The organism is Larkinella ripae (genome assembly GCF_054780775.1).
The window spans coordinates 1-15,059 of sequence record NZ_BAAGVR010000027.1 but is presented as its reverse complement, the minus strand read 5'-3'; the positions used below and the strand labels follow the sequence as shown (position 1 = coordinate 15,059).

General features: G+C 52.8%; 13 protein-coding genes. 8 read left to right on the top strand and 5 right to left on the bottom strand.

What is annotated here, in order from left to right; all coding sequences use genetic code 11:
- Genes ACYVHX_RS21420 through ACYVHX_RS21410 form a run of 3 tightly spaced genes read right to left on the bottom strand, consistent with a single transcriptional unit; the run spans position 1 to position 5,003 of the window.
- Entirely contained in the window at positions 1-3,189 is a 3,189-nt protein-coding gene (locus ACYVHX_RS21420) for an efflux RND transporter permease subunit (RefSeq protein WP_460673735.1), read from the bottom strand.
- A gap of 18 nt (positions 3,190-3,207) precedes the next feature.
- Positions 3,208-4,578, bottom strand: a complete 1,371-nt coding sequence (locus tag ACYVHX_RS21415; protein WP_460673734.1) for a TolC family protein — start codon at positions 4,576-4,578, stop codon at positions 3,208-3,210.
- A gap of 8 nt (positions 4,579-4,586) precedes the next feature.
- Positions 4,587-5,003: a response regulator gene (locus ACYVHX_RS21410; RefSeq protein ID WP_460673733.1), complete on the bottom strand. Its 417-nt coding sequence runs from the start codon at positions 5,001-5,003 to the stop codon at positions 4,587-4,589.
- 148 nt (positions 5,004-5,151) lie between these two features.
- Here ACYVHX_RS21410 and ACYVHX_RS21405 point away from each other — a divergent pair, with 148 nt between their 5' ends.
- The 3 genes from ACYVHX_RS21405 to ACYVHX_RS21395 all read left to right on the top strand — a co-directional run bounded on the left by ACYVHX_RS21405 (position 5,152) and on the right by ACYVHX_RS21395 (position 8,123).
- A complete protein-coding gene (locus tag ACYVHX_RS21405) occupies positions 5,152-5,829 on the top strand; it encodes a response regulator transcription factor (protein WP_460673732.1) in 678 nt (225 codons plus the stop codon).
- Positions 5,826-7,193 (top strand): sensor histidine kinase, encoded by a 1,368-nt coding sequence (locus ACYVHX_RS21400; protein WP_460673731.1) that lies wholly within the window; start codon positions 5,826-5,828, stop codon positions 7,191-7,193. Before ACYVHX_RS21405 ends, ACYVHX_RS21400 begins: the two co-directional genes overlap by 4 nt.
- A gap of 594 nt (positions 7,194-7,787) precedes the next feature.
- Entirely contained in the window at positions 7,788-8,123 is a 336-nt protein-coding gene (locus tag ACYVHX_RS21395; RefSeq protein WP_460673730.1) for a hypothetical protein, read from the top strand.
- A gap of 6 nt (positions 8,124-8,129) precedes the next feature.
- On the opposite strand, the gene ACYVHX_RS21390 is transcribed toward ACYVHX_RS21395, so the two are convergent.
- Entirely contained in the window at positions 8,130-9,395 is a 1,266-nt protein-coding gene (locus ACYVHX_RS21390; RefSeq protein WP_460673729.1) for a phage integrase SAM-like domain-containing protein, read from the bottom strand.
- Between the two features lie 74 nt (positions 9,396-9,469).
- Between ACYVHX_RS21390 and ACYVHX_RS21385 the strand changes: the two genes are divergently transcribed.
- From ACYVHX_RS21385 to ACYVHX_RS21370, 4 genes are all read left to right on the top strand, one after another.
- Complete coding sequence (locus tag ACYVHX_RS21385; RefSeq protein WP_460673728.1) at positions 9,470-9,769, top strand: hypothetical protein; 300 nt, start codon at positions 9,470-9,472, stop codon at positions 9,767-9,769.
- A 45-nt stretch (positions 9,770-9,814) separates the two neighbouring features.
- Positions 9,815-10,471, top strand: coding sequence for a phage integrase SAM-like domain-containing protein (locus tag ACYVHX_RS21380; RefSeq protein ID WP_460673809.1), 657 nt, complete (start codon positions 9,815-9,817; stop codon positions 10,469-10,471).
- Positions 10,417-10,752, top strand: a complete 336-nt coding sequence (locus ACYVHX_RS21375; protein WP_460673727.1) for a site-specific integrase — start codon at positions 10,417-10,419, stop codon at positions 10,750-10,752. Before ACYVHX_RS21380 ends, ACYVHX_RS21375 begins: the two co-directional genes overlap by 55 nt.
- A gap of 297 nt (positions 10,753-11,049) precedes the next feature.
- Positions 11,050-11,625 carry a hypothetical protein gene (locus ACYVHX_RS21370; RefSeq protein WP_460673726.1) on the top strand — a complete coding sequence of 192 codons (576 nt, stop codon included), beginning with the start codon at positions 11,050-11,052 and terminating at the stop codon, positions 11,623-11,625.
- 79 nt (positions 11,626-11,704) lie between these two features.
- Here the strand turns inward: ACYVHX_RS21370 and ACYVHX_RS21365 are convergent, their stop codons facing one another.
- Positions 11,705-13,327: a beta-propeller fold lactonase family protein gene (locus ACYVHX_RS21365; protein ID WP_460673725.1), complete on the bottom strand. Its 1,623-nt coding sequence runs from the start codon at positions 13,325-13,327 to the stop codon at positions 11,705-11,707.
- A gap of 270 nt (positions 13,328-13,597) precedes the next feature.
- Here ACYVHX_RS21365 and ACYVHX_RS21360 point away from each other — a divergent pair, with 270 nt between their 5' ends.
- Positions 13,598-14,467, top strand: a complete 870-nt coding sequence (locus tag ACYVHX_RS21360; RefSeq protein ID WP_460673724.1) for a DNA/RNA non-specific endonuclease — start codon at positions 13,598-13,600, stop codon at positions 14,465-14,467.
- Positions 14,468-15,059: the final 592 nt, after the last annotated feature.

Genomic DNA, 15,059 nt, shown 5'->3' with positions numbered 1-15,059 from the left:
TTAATTCGTGAACTGGTGATTAACGATGATTTCTTCCGTTACCCTAATCTCGGCGATGGGTTCTTCCGCAGGCAGCAGCGAGGGATCCTGAAAATGGGTTTTGCCCTGCACCCAGGCATAGACCTGGGGCACGATGTACAACGCAGCCAGGGTAGAAGCAATCAAGCCACCAATAACCGCCCGGCCCAGGGGAGCCACCTGCTCTCCGGCATCACCCGTTCCGAGTGCCATTGGCACCATCCCGGCAATCATGGCAAAACTCGTCATCAACACCGGACGCAGCCGTAATCCAACGCTGTCGACGGCGGCCTGGCGGGCATCCCGGTAAGCCCACCGGAGTTGTTCGGCGTTGGTGACAATCAAAATGGCGTTAGCGACGGAAATGCCCACTGACATGATGATGCCCATGTAGGACTGCAAATTGAGTGTACTTCCGGTCAACAACAGCAACCCAATGGCGCCAACGATCACCGCCGGAATCGTGGACAAAACGACAAACGATAATTTGAACGATTGGTAATTCGCAGCCAGCAACAGGAAGATTACTAAAACCGCAATGCCCAGTCCGGTCTGCAAACTATCCAGGGTTTCGATCAGCAGCGATGACATTCCCTTGATTTGCGTCACCAGTCCTTTGGGCGTTTCCCCCAGGTTGGTTAGCACGTTTTCAACGGCTTGCGTGGCCGTGCCCAGATCTTTGTGATGGACATTTGCCGATACCGTTACAAAGCGCCGGGGGCCGGTTCGGGCGTACTCACCCGGCAGGGTATCCAGCGAAAACGTGGCCACATCAGAAAGCACGGGGCGAACCTGTCCGGCCACAAGGGGAATTTCCTGTAATTGTGGTAAATTCCGCATGGCATGCTCGGGAATCTGCACCTGCACCTGGTAGGTATAAGCGGATTTTTGGTCGAGCCACTGGTTTTTTTCGGTGAACCGACTCGACGAGGTGGAAGCTGTAATGGAGCGGGCTACCTGTTGCAAGGTAAGCCCCATCCGCGATAGCTTCTGCCGGTCCAGGTTGATGTTGATAACCGGGAATTTCAAGGGTTGAATGATCCGCACATCCCGCAGATAGGGCACTTCGGTCAGACCCGCTACCACCTTTCCCGCATAGCCCTCGATCTGCTTCATGTCCCGCCCGGCAACCTGCACTTCGATGGGCGTATAAGCGCCCTGGCTCATAAGTTTCTCGGTCAGATCGGCCGGTTCAAAAGAAAGGGTGATACCGGGCATTTGCGCCTGAACGGCCACACGCAGGCGCTCTTTGAGGTCCTGCATATTGGTGTGATAGTCTTTATTCATTGCCACTTTGATGATAGCATCATTCGGACCGCTGGTACTGACATAGAGATTGGTCGTGGCATAATTAGTGGGAACCACGCCGACATACGCCGACGAAACCGCCAGATTGTCATTCGAGACCTCATCGACCAGTTGCAGCAATTCGCCGACGCGCTCCTCGGTGCGCTCCAGCCGGGTCCCATCCGGGGTTTTCATCCGGATGACCATCTGACCGGAGTTGATTTGGGGAAGCATGTCTTTGCCGATAAAGACAAATCCGACACCCGCCAGCACCAGAATGACCAGAAAATAACTACTGACAATCCATTTATTGTGACCCATCAACCCCCGGGTTTGACGGATAAAACCGCTGCGGATCCGGCCAAAAAAAGTCGGTTTTTTGTCGACCGGCTGGTGGGCGGAATGGACGTGGCTTTTCATCAGCCAGTTGGCCAGGATCGGCACCATGCTTTGCGCCAGAAAATAGGAAATAGTCATGGCAAAACCGATGGAAAGCGAGAGCGGCAGGAACATGGCTTTGGGAACTCCCGTCATCAGAAAAGACGGAGCAAAAACGGCCAGGATACACAGCAGAATCAGCAACAGCGGCAGGGCGACTTCGCGGCAGGCTTCAAAAACCGCTTGTTTTTTGGGTTTTCCCAGCTCCAGGTGCTGGTGAATGTTTTCAATGGTCACTGTGGCCTGATCGACCAGAATACCGATCGCCAGCGACAGCCCCGACAGGGTCATGATATTAATGGTCTGACCCGCTAAACTCAGCAAAAGAACCGCCGAAATGACCGAAACCGGAATGGTAATAATCACGATCAGTGAACTCCGCCAGTCGCCCAGAAACAGCAGCACCATCAGGCCGGTAAGAATCGCCCCAAGACTACCCTCAAAAATCAGGCTTTCCACCGCATTGATCACAAAAATCGACTGGTCGAATTCGTACGACACTTCGATATCCTCGGGCAGCAAGCTCCGCATTTCGGGCAATTTGGCTTTTAGGCGGGTTACCACATCCCAGGTTGAGGCATCGGCAGTTTTAACCACGGGAATGTAAGAAGACCGGCTTCCGTTCACCAGCGCGTAACCGGCCGTGACATCCGAGCCATCGGAAACCGTCGCCAGATCGCGCAGCAAAATGGTGCGGTGGCCCTTGGTATTGATGGAAATCTGATTGAAATCTTCCACCTTTTCTTCCAGCGAATTGAGCGTGGTAATGTAAGTCCGGTTATCAACCCGAATATTGCCCGAGGGCGTCATGACATTGTTGGCCGCCAGCGCTTCCACCACTTCATCGGGCGATACGTTCAGGCTGCGGATTTTATCGGGGTTCAGGTTGATGACTACCGTTCGGGAGTTGGTGCCAATCGGCGGAGGAGCCGTCAGTCCCGGTACGGTTGAAAACAGAGGCCGGATGCGGGTGACCGCCAGCTCGTGAATCTCCTTCAGCGCCCGCGTTTTGCTGCTGAACACCAGATCCCCGATGGGAACCGAAGAAGCATCGTACCGAACCACTTGGGGGGGCAAGGCCCCGGGCGGAAAAAACTTCATGGCCCGGTTGACCTGAATGGCCACTTCGGCCGCGGCCTGGGCCATATCGGCCCCTTCATAAAAAGCCAGTTTGACAATGGTCAATCCCTGAACACTCCGGCTCTGGATTTCCTTAACGCCGGAAATGTAGAGAAACTGATCCTGCATCCGGGTGGCAAAAAAACCTTCCATTTGGGCGGGAGACATCCCGCCGTAAGGCTCGATGACGTAAATAACCGGTGAATTCAGCCTCGGAAAGATATCGATCGGAATGCGGGAAGCCGACAGAATGGAAAAGACCACCAGGCCACCAATGAGAACCAGGGCGGAAAGCGGACGCTTTAATGAAGTTGAAAGAAGTGACATAGCAAGGAGTTAAGGCAGTTATGGACGCCGGAAGAGCGCAAAAAAGGGTTCAAAATGATTGGTTGCGTAAGCCTTCTGCAGTTGAACCTTGGCAGCCCGGCCTTGGGTAATGACCAAGTCTTTTTCTACCGATGTTAGCAGTTGCAACGCATCGGTCAGGCCCAGAATATTTTCCAGTCCGTTGTTGTAGCGGGATACCCGTTGGTTGTAGGCATCGGTGGCTGATCGCAGTGATGCGGGCAATTCACCCAGTTCCAGCCGCAAAACCGCCAGGACGGAATCGGCCGCGTTTCGGGCATTCTGGAGTTGCAACCGCTCGACGGCGAGTTGGTTGTTGGCTTCCTGAACGCGGAATTGCTGGAGCTGAATGCGGTGCGATGCCCGGCGGAAGTCCATTAGGTTAACCGTGGCGGCTAGGCCCACCAGCACATTCGTCCGGTTATAAAGAAAACCTGATCCAAGGGGACCGAAGTTGTTTTCAATATCCAGGCTGGTTCCCCGGGCCCAGGTCGCCGTCAGCAGGGACAGGCGCGGCAAGGCGGTTTTCCGCAGAACCTCAATTTCTGCCGACTGCCGGAGCGCAAACCGTTCCCGGAATTTCAGGAGCGGATGCGGCACCATTGCGTCCGATTCCGGGGCGTTGGTCAGCAGGGGTTCCAATCGGAAGGTGGTATCGATCTGGATGCGGTCAACCGGGCGGCCGGTCAGGGTGGCCAGCTGAACTGCGGCCTGTTTATAAGTTTCGAGAACTTGCCAGTAGGCTACTTTGGCCTTCGAGAATTGGACGGAGGCCAGGGAGGAATCCAGACCGGGTTTAACCCCGTTCCGCACCAGGTTGACAATGATCCGGCGCACGGTATCGACCCGGGCCAGGTTCCGTTGCTCGATTTTCAGGGATTGATTGAGCCAGAGCAAATCCAGATAGGTGGTGATCACCAGCTGCCGCAGTCCGAGTTGTTCGCGTTCCAAGGCGGACTCACTAACGGCAATGTCCGTTCGGGCGAGCTGGTCCTCCGCCTTAAAGCGTCCAAAGTTGTAGAACTCCCAGTCCAGCGAAGCCAGGGCGATGTTACCCGAGGCCAGATCCATCCGGTTTTCGGGCCGTCGTCCACCCGAAGTGGGAACGATCAGCCCCAGGGAAAAATAGGAGCCGGACAAGCCGTTGGCCGTTCCCACGTTAATCTGATCGTGCAAGCGGACGTTGGGCAACCGGTTATCCCGCACCACGCGGGCATTGGCCCGGATGGCGTCCAGCGCTGAGCGTTGAGCCGCCAGCGTCGGGTATTGAGTCATTGTGGCTTCAATGGCTCCTTCCATCGTCAATGCCTGGGCCATTGCACCCGTGGCATTGAGCATAAAAAAAGCAAAGGCAAGCAGGTAACGTTGCATCACGACCATCATTCATTTAGAATTTTTAACCAATACGTAATCACGGGTCCAATCAAGCGAGTCAACTCCTGTACCGAAACCGGTTTAGTAAGAAACGCATTACACCCGCTGTGATAGGCCAGATCGACATCGGCGGGTGCTTCCGAACCCGTGAGAATGAAAACCGGGCGATCTTTCCAATCCGGTAGTTGTCTGATCTGACTCAAGGTGTCTTGTCCATTTAATACCGGCATCACCAGGTCCAGAAAAACCACAACGGGCTCGGGGTGAGCATTTTTAAGCAGGCTGTTGACGACCTCCAGTCCGTTCTTGAACCGTACCGCTTGAATGGTTGGATGGCTTTCGCCGAGGGCCATTCGAAACAACTCCGCATCCTCATCATCGTCTTCCGCCAGGTAAATTGTCAACGTAGCATTCGGTCTCATGCCATCCATCTTAGCCTATTCAAAATAACCACCCCACCCATTAAAGGCTGATTAACGACTTATTAGAATTTGATGAGAATGCCAAGTTTGCCCCAACGAATTGGTTGCTTTGTTGCTACTTTTATCCTGAAAAAGGGTTGATACCGCTATGAATGTCTTACTCGTAGAAGATGATGTGGAACTAAGCCAGTTCATTCAGAAGGGATTACAATCCGAAGGGATTTCCGTTTCGCTGGCCTTCGACGGAATCATTGGTCGGAGCATGGTCAACGAACACCGGTTTGATGTGATCGTTCTGGATGTAAACATACCGGGCTTCAACGGTTTCGATCTTTGCCGGTATATCAAGCAAAACTGGCCCGCTATTCCGGTTATCCTGTTGACGGCGTTGGGAAGTCTGGACAATAAAGTACTGGGGTTTGAGTCCGGGGCCGATGATTACCTGACTAAGCCTTTTGCCTTCAAAGAACTCATGTTTCGGCTGAAGGCCCTAGCCCGCCGGCATTCTTCCCGGCCTCTGTTGCCCCAGCGGCTGCAACTTCTTGATCTGGAACTGGATACCCAGTCTCACCAGGTCTGGCGGGCGGGTCAGCGCATCAGTCTGACGGCGCGGGAATACGCGCTGCTGGAATATTTGCTGACCAATCAGGGACGGGTCGTTAGCCGGGTGAATATTCAGGAAAATGTGTGGGACGTGCATTTCAATACCAATACCAATGTTGTCGATGTGTACATCAATTACCTGCGCCGGAAAATTGATACCGTCGAGCCCAAACTGGTTCATACGGTTTTTGGCGTCGGGTATATGCTGGGGGCTGAGCCATGAGCATCAAACAAAAGATCACCATTGGGTTCGGATTGCTGGTAGCGACCATCCTGGTGTTGTTTTCGGTCTTTATTTACCAAGCCTATGAATCCTACCGGCGTTCATTGATGCAAACCCGCTTGCAGCGCCGGGCGCTAGCAGCCCAAACGTATTTTTTGAATCGAAACGAGTTTCAGCAGGCCACCTACCTCACTCTACCGGAACAGCACGAAACCCTTTTTGACGCTACTAATAAAAGGATTTATTCCTCGACGGGTCCGGATGATTACCAGCCAACGCCTGCTTTGCTTCAGGAAGCACGTCTTGACGAAGTACATTTCACCTACCAAAACCCGGAATGGCCGGCTGCGAAGGAAGGTGTAGCGTTGTCTTTTACATACGAAAATCAGGTTTATGTAGCAGTGGTCACCGCCTATGACCTGACGGGACGACAAACCAGCCGGAGTTTGTTGGCTATTCTGGTGGGGGGAAATACCCTGTCTCTGGTGGTGATTGTCATCGCTGGTTTTTTATTCGCCCGTCGGGCGATGCACCCTTTCGATCAGCTCATCAGTCAAATTAATGCGGCCACCGTCAACGACTTCTCGTTCCGCTTACAGCATCCGTTAAAGCAGGACGAAGCAAGCTATCTGGCCCGATCATTCAATGAATTACTTAGCCGTTTACAACAGCTGGCACTGAGCCATGACCATTTTATCGGCTATGCTTCCCATGAAATCCGGACGCCATTGACCGTCGTCAAAGGCATGCTGGAAACCAGCTTTGCCTATGACCAAGATTTGCCCGCCACAAAAGAAAGTATTGGGAAAGCATTATATCGTTTAGACGGTGCAATTGAATTGGCGAACTCGTTGTTGCGGTTAACGGAGGTGGAAGGGCTTAACCCTTCACGTTTGCTGGAGGATATTAATCTGGTCGATACAGTTTTGGACACCGTTAGCTATTTCCACGAAAAATATCCCCATCAACGGATCGAGTTGCAGTTAACGGATACTTTTACGGAGAGCAGCCCTTTTCTTCGCATCGTAGGCAACAACAGCCTTTTGAGAACGGCCTTGATTAATATTATCGATAATGCGTGTAAGTACTCGGAATATCAACCGGTACAGGTCCAGGTGACCTATCAATCCTCCTTAATAAGTATCGAGGTGATTGATCGGGGAATTGGTATTCCGGAAGCCCAGTTGTCGGATGTCTTTTTGCCACTGATGCGCGCTGGAAATGTGGGAGCTATTCAAGGTTTTGGCTTAGGGCTTACGCTGGCGGAAAAAATTGTTTCCCTCCATCGGGGGGTGCTTAGTATTCAATCCATCTCTGATCAAGGAACAACTGTATACATACGATTACCGGCTCTGCCTTTGTAAACGTTCAGATTCTATTTGCGGTGGTCCAACGCATAGGTATGGAACGCAGACAACAAGTGTTCAAATCGTCGAATCCGTTGATGCATGAAATATAGCAGAGAAGCTGCCTACTCGGAGCACCTTCCGGAATTGCAATCCGCAAATCCCCAAACACTTGATCCAACCTGCTTATCGGATAACAGCTGAGCGACCGATCGGAATCCAGTGATCTGCTGACAGAATAACAGTGCGTCCTTTTCCTGCATGTACTCGTTGTTAATAATAGTGAAACCACGACCGGGAGGCAGGGCGGCAAAATAGGTCGTTTCCAAGAATTAGCCGCCCTTCTCCACAACTGCTCGAATCTGTTTGTACTTTTCATTCTCCTTATCTCCACCGGCCAGTTGCAGCAGGAGTGCATCATTAATAAAAAGATCAGGATGCATCTGCTTAAACAATAACCACGCCGGTGTTCTGAATAATTTTACCGGTAACAACCACTGGCTGCTCGTATTAGAGAAAAAATTTTATGAATAATTCCTAAGCTCGGGGTGACTTTTCACTCCTTCTAGTCTCTCAATAACAGAAATGAGCGATGACCGTTATACTTAACCCATGGACCTTACGATACTCGCCCGGCAATTAGAAGCCATTGCCATCGCCCAAACGGTGCCCAAGGCCTTCGGACGGACCCTAAGCCAGGCGGGCACTTTTCTCCCGGTTACCGATACAACCCACTACACCCTTTTTTTCAATCCGCATACCGGCCTGGTTTCCTTCGATCTGAACTGGGATCAGGGCGATGCGTTCTCCGGGCGGGAAGAACATCATTGCCACTGCCACAATTTGATTGTGGCGGGCTATTATTCCCAATACGAGATTCAAACCCTTTCCTTGTTTGATCTCGCCGAGCGGATTTATCACTTCCTGAAAGATGAGCTGGTTCAGTAAGCCCGATCAGGATGGTTTGTTTATTTCCTTCTCCCAGTGCTCCAGCCGCGCCATGTCGTTGTCGACCACCTCACTCCAGGTCGTCAGGTAGTGCCGCTCCAGGGTACTGAAGTGTTTGATGCCCAGAATCTTCTGAACCACTTCCATGCGATAACCCCGCTGGATGAACAGCGCCCCGGCGGTCTTACGACACACTTTGGTCGTGAACCGGTAGGGCAGCGCCAGCTGATCCCCCACCAGCCGCAGGTTGATGTTCATGCGCCCCAGGGCCGGTTTGCGCACCGTGCGCAGTACAGCCAGCAGGCGCTGGGCTTCGGCCAGCAGCGGGATGTGACATATGGCCCACTGGGGATAGGCCTCGTAAACCTGCTGCACCTTCAGCCGCTGCCAGACAATCTTTACTCCGTAGGCTCCCCGGTGAATATGCGGGTCCGGATCGGCCAGCAGGGCCACCGCGTCGGCGTAGTCTAACCCCGTGTAGCAGCAGAAAAGCGCCCACTGGCGGGCGATGTTCAACTTGCGTGGCAGATCCATCGTTTCCAGCTGCTGCAATTGCGCCGGCGACAGGCAGTAAATGGGCTTGCCGTTCTTCCAGCCCAGTTTCAGGGCGCTCAAGGGATTGGTGGCCAGCAGCTCGTTTTCCACGGCAAACTGCAGCACTTCGCGCACCTGCCCCACCAGGCTGGTGGCAAAGTTGGCCGTCAAAGACCGCTGCCGCAGCCACTGGTAGTAGGCCCTGGCCCAGCCGATGCCCACCGAGGGCAGCATCAGCTCGGCGTGGTCCTGGGCCTTTAGAAAGCTCGTCACGTAACGCAGGCTCAGGTGCCAGCTCTGCAGGGTGCTTTTCGCCTTGCGGTCCGGAACGGGCAGGGCTTCCAGGGCCGTCAGGTAGGACTCAAATACGTGCAGCAGCCGGGGCGCTACCGGCTCCCCCGTCGTCCAGAAATGCCGCACTTGGGCCGAGCTCAGCGGCAGCCCGGCCCGCACCAGCGCCTGCAGCACCACCAGGTGGCCCGCCCGAATGTCCGATAGCAGCTGATTGACGGCCCGGGCTTCGGCCGAAGTGCCCCGGGCACACTGCCGGGAACCGTTCCACAGACTGCGCAGGGTAAACACGCCCGAGCCGTAGGTTTCCAGCGGGCCATCGGCGACCCGGAGCTGACACTGCAGCTGGGCCAGCGGTCCGGGGTCCGCGGGGTCGAAATCAAACGTCAGCCACAGGGCTACCCGCTGAGTCAGCGGCAGGGCGGGGTAGATGGTTAAGGCATCCATGAAAAAGCGGACTTGAGAGTCAGGGTGTTACGGGGCAAAAGGTATCTTTGTGAACCACCTACTGCTCTTTGGTCATGCCCCCACCTTCCCGCCAGTTTCCCACCCCACTGAACCAGCGGGTGAGTCTGAAACTAACGTTCGCCTTTCCGAGCGACTCCCCACTGGCGTTTGATGAGTTGCTCTGCCAACTGGTGGTCGATGGCCAGCCCGCACCGGCTTACGGCTCGGGCGTCTATGTACTGCGCAGCCGGTGGGATGCGGGGCGCCAGCAGGCCCAAGGCCCCACCCGCGAAGCCCGGCTGGTCAATACCTACCTTTCGGAGATTCGGGCTGATCACTGGGCGATCCTGCTGACGCTCAAACGGGCCGGGTAGCGGCCCACGGCCGAACAGGTCCGCCAGCACTGGCAATCGGGCCCCCTGCCGCCGGCCGGGCTGCTGCCGCTTTACCAGGAGCAGCTCACGCGGCTGCACCAGCTGGGGGCTGCCGATCGGCCCGCCGACCAGACGCTCTACAAATGGAACCGGGGCTACCACCTGCTGAGCGCCTACCTGACGGAGGGGAACCGGCAACAAACGGCTATAAGTGGGGTGTCGATCGGCTGGGCCAAAACCTACTACTACTGGCTGCGGGCCCGCCCGCTGTCGATCGATACGGCCGCCCGCTACATTGGCCATTTGAAAGCGGTTCTGCAGTACGCGGTGGAACAGGAATTGCTGGAAAGCAACCGGCTCAGCGAGTGGCACATCACGGCCCAGCCCGCCCGGATCGTCTCCTGCCTGTCGCCCGCGCAGCTGCGGCAGCTGGTGCAGATCGTACTTCCCGGACCGCTGGATGTGGTTCGCAAGTGGGCGCTACTGAGTTGCTACACGGGTCTGGATTTCAAGGATGCCGTGCGGGTGGCCCGCCAGCCCTCGGACTATATCACCACTACGGCCCACGGAGCCAAACTGGTCATCAAGCGGCTGAAGTTTAAGGCCGTCCACCGGGCCCAGCCCGAATGGGGGTGTGCCACATTCCGTTGCTGGCCGAAGCCCAGGTGTTGCTCAAAGAGGCTTCCCAGTGGCCCGCGGTGACCATCCAGCGGGTCAACCGCAACCTGGGAGTGATTGAAAAAAGGCTGGGTTTGCCGTTTCGGCTCTCCACGAAGATTTGCCGCAAAACCGCCGGGGCGCTTTTTCTCTTGCGAGGCTACCGGACCGAAGCGGTGCAGAAGATTCTGGGCCTGCAGCACCTGAGAACGCTCGAGCGCAACTACCTGCATCTGTACAGTGAGCTGGTTGATGAAAGTATGCAGCGGCTGCAGGTTAGCAGTCCGGCCCATGAGCCGGGTGACGGGGGCAATAAGTTGCCCTAAAAAATAGCCAGACCGTTTCCCGCCTGGCTATGTACACGTATGTGCTATTTTATCCAACTCCTCAATCATTCACATAGGGATCTAACAGCACTACATCTGCGGTGTTTGGTTTTGTGAGCATTTGCCCCGGTGGTTATTCGATCAGGTTTCAGTTGCCGCTGGCTCATTCAGCCTAGTATTGCCCCGCTTGATCAGCTGAACCCGTCTTTTTATCCTACCAGGCTGCCGCTGCCGGTTTGGCTGCCGGGTTGCCACCCATCTTTGTGGCATGTATCACCTTAAACAACATCCTACCGAATGAAACAATTGTTTTTTGCCTTTCTGATACTGGGCTCTTTGGCCGCCTGCCAGAAGGAGGATCAGGCTGTTGCTCCACAAGCCCACTCATCCGCCCGGACCGGTGCCGTATCAGCGGGTTCAAGTTCTTCCCCTACAGGCATCAATTCTACCAATCCCTGGACAAATAGCGGCATCCCAATGCCGAACGTGCCTTTATACAGGATGCTTCCCTGGCCTGCATCATATCCAGATTCCGCCACCCATGTTGTTTACCTTAACTACAATCGAAGGATGGAAATAGAATTTGGCCGTAAGTTGGCGCTCCCGGTGAAAATCTATTGCAACGGTATTTTCAAAGGAGTAATCAGCAGTTATGGTGATGGTCAACTGAACGATGGGAAACCTTACCCTGCGTCGATGGTCCTAGTAGTGCGCTTACCTAGACATACTACGTTCAAATACGCAGTACTCGACAAAGACGGATACTATTACGAACACAAGTTGGATCAGACAAGGGCCTTTGTAGGCGAAGTCATCTTAAAAAATATTTCGCCCGAAAGTTATTGGTGGAAGCTCAAGTACATTCCGCAGTAAGCAAATAAGAGAATTAGTACAGCCAGGATCGTAAGACTTGGCTGTACTAATTGGAGGTTTATGAACCGACCCTACTAGCTCATTTTTCACTTACAACCTTTAACGTTCTCGAATACGTAGGAGTACTTACCTGAAGTAACAACACGCCTGAAGGCTTTGACTCCAGCAATAGACGGTGCCGCTCACTACTTTCAGCAATCTTTACCTGAGATTGACCAATTACAAGCCCCTTGGGATCCACCAATAGGAGTTTGACCGACTGCCCCTGGGCTCCCTTAATCTCTACTTCGACTGTACCCGTTTCTACGGGGTTGCCCAGCAATACAGCACTCCAATCCGCAGCCGGTTTTGGATTTTCAGCAGCCAGTCTATTTTGGGGTGCGCAGGTAAGCGCTTTAGGCACCCATTTGAGCGTATAAGCACTGCCCTGGACTTTGGCACTGATCGAATGCGGTTTCCCGTCTTTCAGCCCATCCGGAGTAGTAAAGCTATAGACGTGTTCGCCATTGCCCTTACCGGCATCTTTCAGGTCCTGCCGGTAGATGTTGGCCAAAGCAGTTCCGATCGGATTTCCGTCGGCTGTAAATTCAACCGTCAAAGGCGTGTTCGGTTGTTTGCTGTCCCAGACCCAGCCGCGAATAGTGCCACATTCCACTTTATCCAGATACCCTTCAAAAGACGTGGATGGCGGAGTAGTCCCTTCGAGAAGCTTCAAACCAACGGCTCCAGCACCGACTGGAATCTTGGTTTTCACCGTGTTCGTAGCCGTATTGATTACCGAGACAGCGGTAAAATTGGTAACATATAATAAACTGCCATCAGCATTGAGGGCTATCTGGCTGGCGCCTGGTTGCGTGAGGATCGATGCCTCCATCTTTTGAGTGGCCGTATTGAACACAAGAATTTCGCCGGAAGGAAATTTGCCCACATACAAACGTTTACCATCGGGGCTAACCGCAATGCCCTCATTCTGCGAACCGATTGGGATAGTTGATTCCATTAATTGGGTGTGGGTGTTGATGACCGAAACATTCGGATAGCTGTTACTGGCATGGGAGACGTATAATCGGCTCCCATCCGGATGCCATGCCATATAAATGGGATTGGCGCCAACCTCAATGACTTTTTCAACCTGATTGGTTTCCAGATTAATAACTTCCACTTGATGTCGATCATTAATTGCGCAGTAGATTCGCTTTCGATCTGGACTGAAGAGCATACCAATCACACTGGTAACAAATTGTTCCCCACCTCTGCCAACCTTTATTATAGCGATTGGAAGGTTATTTGCGGTATTAAAAACCAGCACGTTTCGAGATTGCGAATTGCCCACGTATAAGCGGCTTCCGTCCGGGCTCAGCAGCAAGGCTAGGGGCCGCTCAAAAGTCGGAATAATGGCTAAGATTTGATACGTAGTCAGATTGTAAACACTAATCGTATTAGTGCTTGCATTTGATACGTACATCCGGTTGCTTTTGGGATCTACTACAATATCCATTGGCGAAGACCCGGTGGCAATCGTTGCACGCACTTCGTTGGTAGCCAGGTTAACGACACTGATGTCATAGGAGGCCGCATTGGTGACATAAGCATACTGGGCGTGCAGTTGATTACTTCCCAAAACACCCACTATAAGCAGACAGCACTTAACAAAAAATCGAGGGATGTACGCTTTATTCCGAAAATGATAAAAATAGCTCATACGTTGTGCGAGGATAAAAATTAAGTGAGAAGAATGATCATTTTGAAATTACATCATTGATCAAACCTACCATTTATCAGACAAATAAAGAGCGCCTCGACAAATTAATTTTTTAATGTCTACTAGTGATCCAGCCGACAAGGATAACTAAGCTGTTCACTTCAAATACACGCCCAGCCTGTAAGACGGGCTTTGGTTTAAATGTAACAGGACAGAATTCTTTTCAATTGATTAAAGCGTAATTTGGGCAACCATTGTCAATCCGCCTTGATGAATCGTTTTATCAGCTATCTTTTGCTATTGCTCTGCTTCTCTGCCTGCGAAAAATCCACTTCGCCGGAACCAACTTCCAATCTGCCCACCCGTGATGTCAACATGGCGCTGGGGAATCCCAGCAACGCCAATACCAGCGAGAACAACTACCTCATCGAGCGGCCCGCTTACGCCCTGAGCTACAACCGCAGCACGGGAACTGCAAACTGGGCCAGTTGGCATTTATCGGCAGCTTGGAAAGGATCGGCTAAACGGTACGCTGGCAGCTTTATACCGGATCAATCGCTGCCTTCAGGCTGGTATCAGGTCAGGCATAATGATTACCTGAATACTGGCTTTGATCGGGGTCATCTATGCCCGTCGGACGACCGCGACAGCACCGCCGAAGAAAATCAGTCCACGTTCATCCTGACCAACATCATCCCCCAGGCTCCCCGGCTCAACCGGAAAAGCTGGAACCAACTGGAAGCCTACACCCGTAAGCTAATCAGTGAAGGCAACGAAACCTATATCATTGCCGGGACCTATGGCAAAGGCGGAACCGGTGATAACGGCAAAGTAATTACGTTGGCCGAGGGCAAGCTGACCGTGCCAGCGGCACTCTGGAAAGTGATTGTGGTGCTACCGGTTGGCAGTAACGATGTAAACCGGATCGATGCCCAGACCCGGGTGATTGCTGTGTGGATGCCCAACACCAACGTGGCCGGTGGACAACCCTGGAGCCGTTACCGGGTCAGTGTCGATGAGATTGAGCGGATGACGGGGTATGATCTGCTGGCCAATGTTCCGGATTCAGTCGAGCGGGAGATTGAGAAGATGTCGGACAAGGTGAGAGTGCAGGCGGTGGAAACAGTATTATACCAGTGATCCGTTCACCGTGATGTTTGGAATGAGTAAGTTTAAAAACTCGTCAAATAGCCCAGTTTCCGAACGTTGATTTCTGGAACGAGTTTTTGAAGTAAATAATAAGCTCCTGACCAGCAGTGTACTAATAAATCTCTATTTTGAAAGTAAAACAATCACTCGTTTTATGGACCCTATGTATGTCACCTGAAATTACAACTTACAAATTAGTCATCGTGTAAAGGGAATTCGGCAATATACCTCAAAAAACGATCCCAAATTGCAAACCTACGGTGAAGGAGACAGCATGATCGTTACCAAAACGAACGGGAAGTGGTACGGCAACAAAATAGCTGTTGGTAGGACCTTTGCGGACAATTTTATTAAGCACTGGCGTAAATCCGTATCGGCCTGATGTCTCAAAGGCTAATCGGCTTGCCAGCGTAAAATCATGTCCTAGATTGACTAATACACCCGGATGAAACAGCACATTAGCGACTCGATTAGTCCCATTCTCAGCGCGAATAGATGGAACGACTTCTACGGAGAAACCGAGTGTCTTAGCCCCTTATTAGTTGGACAGATTTTCCAAAATGGTTGTGTCGTATTGCATGGC

Excerpts from the sequence above, each read along its gene's own strand:
- ACYVHX_RS21400 (WP_460673731.1), top strand. The coding sequence starts at position 5,826 with ATGAGCATCAAACAAAAGATCACCATTGGGTTCGGATTGCTGGTAGCG.
- ACYVHX_RS21405 (WP_460673732.1), top strand. The coding sequence starts at position 5,152 with ATGAATGTCTTACTCGTAGAAGATGATGTGGAACTAAGCCAGTTCATT.
- ACYVHX_RS21415 (WP_460673734.1), bottom strand. The coding sequence starts at position 4,578 with ATGCAACGTTACCTGCTTGCCTTTGCTTTTTTTATGCTCAATGCCACG.
- ACYVHX_RS21410 (WP_460673733.1), bottom strand. The coding sequence starts at position 5,003 with ATGAGACCGAATGCTACGTTGACAATTTACCTGGCGGAAGACGATGAT.
- ACYVHX_RS21385 (WP_460673728.1), top strand. The coding sequence starts at position 9,470 with ATGCCCCCACCTTCCCGCCAGTTTCCCACCCCACTGAACCAGCGGGTG.
- ACYVHX_RS21365 (WP_460673725.1), bottom strand. The coding sequence starts at position 13,327 with ATGAGCTATTTTTATCATTTTCGGAATAAAGCGTACATCCCTCGATTT.
- ACYVHX_RS21420 (WP_460673735.1), bottom strand. The coding sequence starts at position 3,189 with ATGTCACTTCTTTCAACTTCATTAAAGCGTCCGCTTTCCGCCCTGGTT.
- ACYVHX_RS21370 (WP_460673726.1), top strand. The coding sequence starts at position 11,050 with ATGAAACAATTGTTTTTTGCCTTTCTGATACTGGGCTCTTTGGCCGCC.
- ACYVHX_RS21395 (WP_460673730.1), top strand. The coding sequence starts at position 7,788 with ATGGACCTTACGATACTCGCCCGGCAATTAGAAGCCATTGCCATCGCC.
- ACYVHX_RS21390 (WP_460673729.1), bottom strand. The coding sequence starts at position 9,395 with ATGGATGCCTTAACCATCTACCCCGCCCTGCCGCTGACTCAGCGGGTA.
- ACYVHX_RS21360 (WP_460673724.1), top strand. The coding sequence starts at position 13,598 with ATGAATCGTTTTATCAGCTATCTTTTGCTATTGCTCTGCTTCTCTGCC.